The sequence below is a fragment of the Paractinoplanes tereljensis genome, assembly GCF_016862435.1.
GTDB lineage: Bacteria > Actinomycetota > Actinomycetes > Mycobacteriales > Micromonosporaceae > Actinoplanes > Actinoplanes tereljensis.
Genome location: NZ_BOMY01000014.1, coordinates 1 through 4,996, shown reverse-complemented (window position 1 = coordinate 4,996; position 4,996 = coordinate 1). Strand labels below are relative to the sequence as shown.

The window sequence follows — 4,996 nt, the reverse complement described above, 5'->3', positions numbered from 1 at the left end:
CCGCGGTTGCTTCGGGCCGCGGTTGCTTCGGGCCGCGGTTGCTTCGGGCCGCGGTTGCTTCGGGCCGCGGTTGCTTCGGGCCGCGGTTGCTTCGGCCGCGGTTTACTTCGCGCCGCCGGTGAAGCGGCCCTCGCCCTCGCGGTTGGGGCGGAACCGGAGGCCGGACCAGCGATCGTCGATCGCGACCTGGCCGCACGGCCGCATGTCGAAGTCGGCAACGATCGGCCACAGGGTGTCGCGGTTGATGTCGGCCTTGTTGCCCTTGGGGTAGGCCACCCAGAACACGCCCGGCTTGGCCAGGTCGGCGGTGTGCTCCTCGAGCAGTTTGCGAGCGCTCGCCGCGTCCTCGGCGAAGACCACCGCGGTACTCGCGGTGGCCAGCGCCTCGACCTCGCGCACGCCCTCGGGCATCGGCGTGAGCAGCGGCAGCCGAGCCGGGTCGGACAGCCACACTGTCGAGTTCGGTTTGATCAGCAGCTTCTCGGCAATCGTCTTGGACATAACCGGAGCCTTTCACCGACAAATTTAGTTGTCAAGGATTTCCGCCGAGACCGATGCGTTCCCTCGGCCGCGCGGACACCACGGTCACGTCGATGTCCGCTACGGTCGCGGCATGGCAAGGATCCTGGTCGCGTCGATGCCCTTCGCCGGTCACGTCGGCGCGATGAGCGCGGTGTCCGCGGAACTGCTGCGGCGCGGCCACGAGGTGGTCGCGTACACCGGCGCGAAGTACCGTGACCGCTTCATCTCAGCCGGCGCCACCTGGCTCCCGTGGATCAAGGCGACCGACTTCGACGATGCCGACGTGGCGGCCACCTTCCCGCAGGTCGGCGACGGCAAGGGCTTCCGCGGAACCCAGGCCAACGCCGAGCACATCGTCCTCGGCACCGCCCCCGGCCAGATCGCCGACATCATGGCCGCCGCACTGTACGACCTGCTGGTGACCGACCAGGTCGCCCTGGGCGCGGCCATCGCGGGCCAGGCGCTGGGCATCCCGTGGGTCACCATCACCGTCACCCCCCTTTCCCTGACGAGCCGCCATCTTCCCCCGCTCGGCATGCCCTGGAGCCCGGCGACGGGCCCGCTCGGCCGCGCCCGAGACGCCGTAGCCCGCAGCGTGACCAGCGCGGCCTACCGCCGGATAACCGACCCCACCATCAACCGGATGCGCGCCGACGTCGGCCTCGGCCCAGTCCCACCGGGCCACCTCTTCGACGGCCTCTACTCAACGGACCTGATCATCGCCCAGGGCGTCCCCGGCTTGGAGTACCCACGCCCCGACCTCCCGCCCTACGTCCACTTCGTAGGCCGCCTGGCCCAGCCAACCCCCAAACCCGACCCAGCCCCCAAGCCCGACCCAGCCCCACGCGACCCGTCGGCCCAGCCGGGCGCGTCGGCTGAGCCAGGCCCGGCGACTCAGCCGGACGTGTCGGCCTCGCCAGCGGTGGCCGCACAGCCAGACAAAGCCGCTCAGTCGGAGGCGCCGGCGCCGGCGCCGGACGCAGCCGCTCAGCCGGACGTGTCGGCCCCGCCAGCGGTGGCCGCACAGCCGAATGCCGCTCAGCCGAATGCCGCTCAGCCAGACAAAGCCGCTCAGTTGGAGGCGGCGGCGCCGGATGCAGCCGCTCAGCCGGATGCAGCCGCTCAGCCGGATGCAGCCGTTCAGCCGGATGCAGCCGTTCAGCCGGACGCACCCGCTAAGCCGGACGCAGCCAAGTCGGACCTGGCGGCCCAGCCGGACGCAGTGGCTCAGCCGGACGCAGCCGTTCAGCCAGACCTGGCGGCCAAGCCGGACCAGGCTGCCAAGCCGGACCCAGGGGCTCAGGTGGACCCGGACCACCTGGAGGACCTGGCCAGCCATCTTGCGCTGGCCGCTCAGCTGGAGCTGGCTGCTCAGCCCGGTCCGGTGGCTCGATCACGCCCGGCCGCCGCCCCCGCTCCGGCGCTGCCGGACTGGTGGGCCGAGCTCGCGGAGGCCGGCACGGTCGTGCACGTGACCCAGGGAACCCTCGACATGGACCCCGACGACCTGCTGCGGCCGACTCTGGCGGGGCTTGCGGACCAGGACGTGCTGGTCGTCTGCACGACGGGCGGTGCCGATCCGGCGACGCTGGGGCCGCTGCCGGCGAACGCGCGGGCCGCCGCTTTCCTCCCGCACGACCTGCTGCTGCCGCTCGTCGACGTCATGGTCACCAACGGCGGCTGGGGCGGGGTGCTGGCCGCGCTGCAGGCCGGGGTGCCGCTCGTGGTCGCCGGCGGCTCGCTCGACAAGCCGGAGGTGGCCCGCCGGGTGGCCTGGTCGGGCGCCGGGATCGACCTGCGGACCGGCCACCCGAAGGCGGACCGGATCGCGGAGGCGGTCGGCCGGGTGAGCGCCGACCCCGCTTTCCGCACCCGGGCCCGCGAGCTCGGCGCGGCCATGACGGCGGCCGGGGGAGTGTCGGTAGCCGTCGATCTGATCGAAGGACTGCTGAAGCGCTGAGGTCATGATCGGCTCCTGAGGGGTGCGGGGACGAGTCCGATTCTGGGGCCGGCGGTCCGGGCCGTGCGCAAGATTTTCGGCGGCCTGTGGACAACGGCCGGCCTGTGGATAACTCCGGTTCTGTCGGTGCCGGCTGATAGACATGCCGGGTGACCGAGACGATGCGGACGACAGCCGACGATGCCGAGCGGGCAGCGGTGCGTGAGCGCGCCGAGGGGGTGCTGCGCCGCCTAGCCGGCGAGCGCGCCGTCCTGCGTGAGGACCAGTGGCGAGCCATCGAGGCGCTCACCGTCGACCGGCGGCGGGTGCTCTGCGTGCAGCGCACCGGGTGGGGCAAGTCGGCGGTCTACTTCGTCGCCACCGCCCTGCTGCGTGACGGTGTCACGGCCCAGGCCGGTGATCCACCCGCCGGGCCGACCGTCATCGTGTCGCCGCTGCTGGCGCTGATGCGCAACCAGGTCGACGCGGCCGCCCGCGCCGGCATCCGGGCCCGCACCATCAACTCGGCCAACCTAGACGAGTGGTCCGAGATCGAGCACGAGATCCGCGGCGGCTCGGTCGACGTGCTGCTGATCAGTCCCGAGCGGCTCAACAACCCCGACTTCCGCGACAACGTGCTGCCCGGCCTGGCCGCGAGCACGGGGCTGCTCGTGGTCGACGAGGCGCACTGCGTCTCCGACTGGGGGCACGACTTCCGCCCCGACTATCGGCGTCTGCGCACCTTCCTGGCCGGCCTGCCGGGGCGCACCCCGGTGCTGGCCACCACCGCGACCGCCAATGCGCGGGTGACCGCCGACGTGGCCGAGCAGCTCGGCGACGCGCTGGTGCTGCGTGGTCCGCTCGACCGAGACTCGTTGCGGCTGGCCGTGCTCGACCTGCCTAATCCGGCGCACCGGCTGGCCTGGCTGGCCGATCACCTCGACCGGCTTCCTGGTTCCGGCATCATCTACACGCTGACCGTCGCGGCGGCTACCGAGACTGCCGACTTCCTGCGTTCACGAGGCTTCCCGGTGGCGTCCTACACGGGCCAGGTGGAGGATGCCGAGCGTCGTGCCGCCGAGCAGGACCTGCAGGACAACAAGATCAAGGCGCTGGTGGCCACGTCGGCGCTCGGCATGGGCTTCGACAAACCCGACCTCGGGTTCGTCATTCACCTGGGCGCGCCGCCCTCGCCGATCGCCTATTACCAGCAGGTCGGCCGGGCCGGCCGGGCCGTCGAGCACGCCGAGGTGGTGTTGCTGCCGGGCCGGGAAGACGCGGCTATCTGGCGCTATTTCGCCTCGCTGGCGTTCCCGCCGGAAGACCAGGTGCGTTCGGTGCTGGCCAACCTGTCGCTGGACCGTCCGATGTCGACACAGGCGTTGGAGCCGCTCGTTGATCTGCGACGCAACCGGCTCGAGATGATGCTCAAGGTTCTTGACGTCGATGGTGCGGTCCGCCGAGCCCGTGGCGGCTGGTTCGCCACCGGCGAGCCGTGGACCTACGACACCGCGCGGCTGCGCCGCGTCGCCGAGGCGCGCTCCGCGGAACAGCAGACCATGATCGGATATGCCGAGACCGACGCCTGCCGCATGGAGTTCCTGCGCCGCTGCCTGGATGACCCCGAGGCGAAGCCGTGCGGCCGCTGCGACAACTGCGCCGACCCGCTGTTCGACGCCGAGGTGTCACCCGCCTCGCTGGCCGCGGCCGACGCGTTCCTGGGCCGGCCCGGTGTCGAGATCGCGCCGAAGAAGATGTGGCCCACCGGCATGTCCGCGGTCGGCATCTCGCTCAAGGGCAAGATCGGGCCGGCCGACCAGATTCAGCCGGGCCGGGCCGTCGGCCGCCTGTCCGACCTTGGCTGGGGTGGCCGGCTGCGCACCCTGGTCGCGCCCGAATCGGCCGACGGCCCGATCCCGAGCGAGTTGGCGGCCGCGGTGGTGGAGATCCTCAAGGCGTGGGCGCACGGCGACGACGCCTGGTCGCGCCGCCCGGCAGCGGTGGTCGCGGTGGATTCCCGCCGCCACCCCGAGCTGATTCGCACGCTGGCCGAACATATCGCCCGGGTGGGCCGCTTGCCGCTGCTGGGCGCGGTCACCTCGAACGCGCCGTCCGGCGACGGTTCGCGGGGCAACAGCGCGCAGCGGGTGCGGGCGCTGCACGAGGCCTTCGCGGTCCCGCCCGAGGTGGCCGCCGAGCTGTCCGGCTTGGGCGGCCCGGTCCTGCTGGTAGACGACCTGGTCGACTCCGGCTGGACGATGGTGCTGGCCGGCCGCGCCCTACGCCGAGCCGGCGCCGATGGCGTGCTACCGCTGGCCTTGGCGGTCGCCGGCTGAGGGCGGTCGCCAGCGGAGAGCGGTCGCTGGCGGAGAGCGGCACCAGCGGAGGGCGCTGAGTGGGTGCTGCCGCTGGCCGTCGCGCCAGCCGGCCGTGGGCGGGTGTCGTAGCGCCGACGCCGACGCCGACGCCGACGCCGACGCCGACGCCGACGCCGACGCCGACGCCGACGCCGACGCCGACGCCGACGCCGACGCC

The 4,996-nt window shown here is 72.6% G+C and carries 3 protein-coding genes; 2 read left to right on the top strand and 1 reads right to left on the bottom strand.

The genetic code is table 11. The features are described 5' to 3' along the window. Nucleotides 1-102 precede the first annotated feature (102 nt). Nucleotides 103-501, bottom strand: coding sequence for a hypothetical protein (locus Ate02nite_RS11355; RefSeq protein WP_203803468.1), 399 nt, complete (start codon nucleotides 499-501; stop codon nucleotides 103-105). A 112-nt stretch (nucleotides 502-613) separates the two neighbouring features. On the opposite strand from Ate02nite_RS11355, the gene Ate02nite_RS11350 reads away from it, so the two are divergent. Next, nucleotides 614-2,482 carry a nucleotide disphospho-sugar-binding domain-containing protein gene (locus Ate02nite_RS11350; protein ID WP_203803460.1) on the top strand — a complete coding sequence of 623 codons (1,869 nt, stop codon included), beginning with the start codon at nucleotides 614-616 and terminating at the stop codon, nucleotides 2,480-2,482. A gap of 161 nt (nucleotides 2,483-2,643) precedes the next feature. Next, nucleotides 2,644-4,797 carry a RecQ family ATP-dependent DNA helicase gene (locus Ate02nite_RS11345; protein ID WP_203803471.1) on the top strand — a complete coding sequence of 718 codons (2,154 nt, stop codon included), beginning with the start codon at nucleotides 2,644-2,646 and terminating at the stop codon, nucleotides 4,795-4,797. The last annotated feature ends 199 nt before the right edge of the window (nucleotides 4,798-4,996 follow it).

What these genes read in the sequence shown, in the direction of transcription:
- Ate02nite_RS11355 (WP_203803468.1), bottom strand. Translation starts at nt 501, where the DNA reads ATGTCCAAGACGATTGCCGAGAAGCTGCTGATCAAACCGAACTCGACA.
- Ate02nite_RS11350 (WP_203803460.1), top strand. Translation starts at nt 614, where the DNA reads ATGGCAAGGATCCTGGTCGCGTCGATGCCCTTCGCCGGTCACGTCGGC.
- Ate02nite_RS11345 (WP_203803471.1), top strand. Translation starts at nt 2,644, where the DNA reads ATGCGGACGACAGCCGACGATGCCGAGCGGGCAGCGGTGCGTGAGCGC.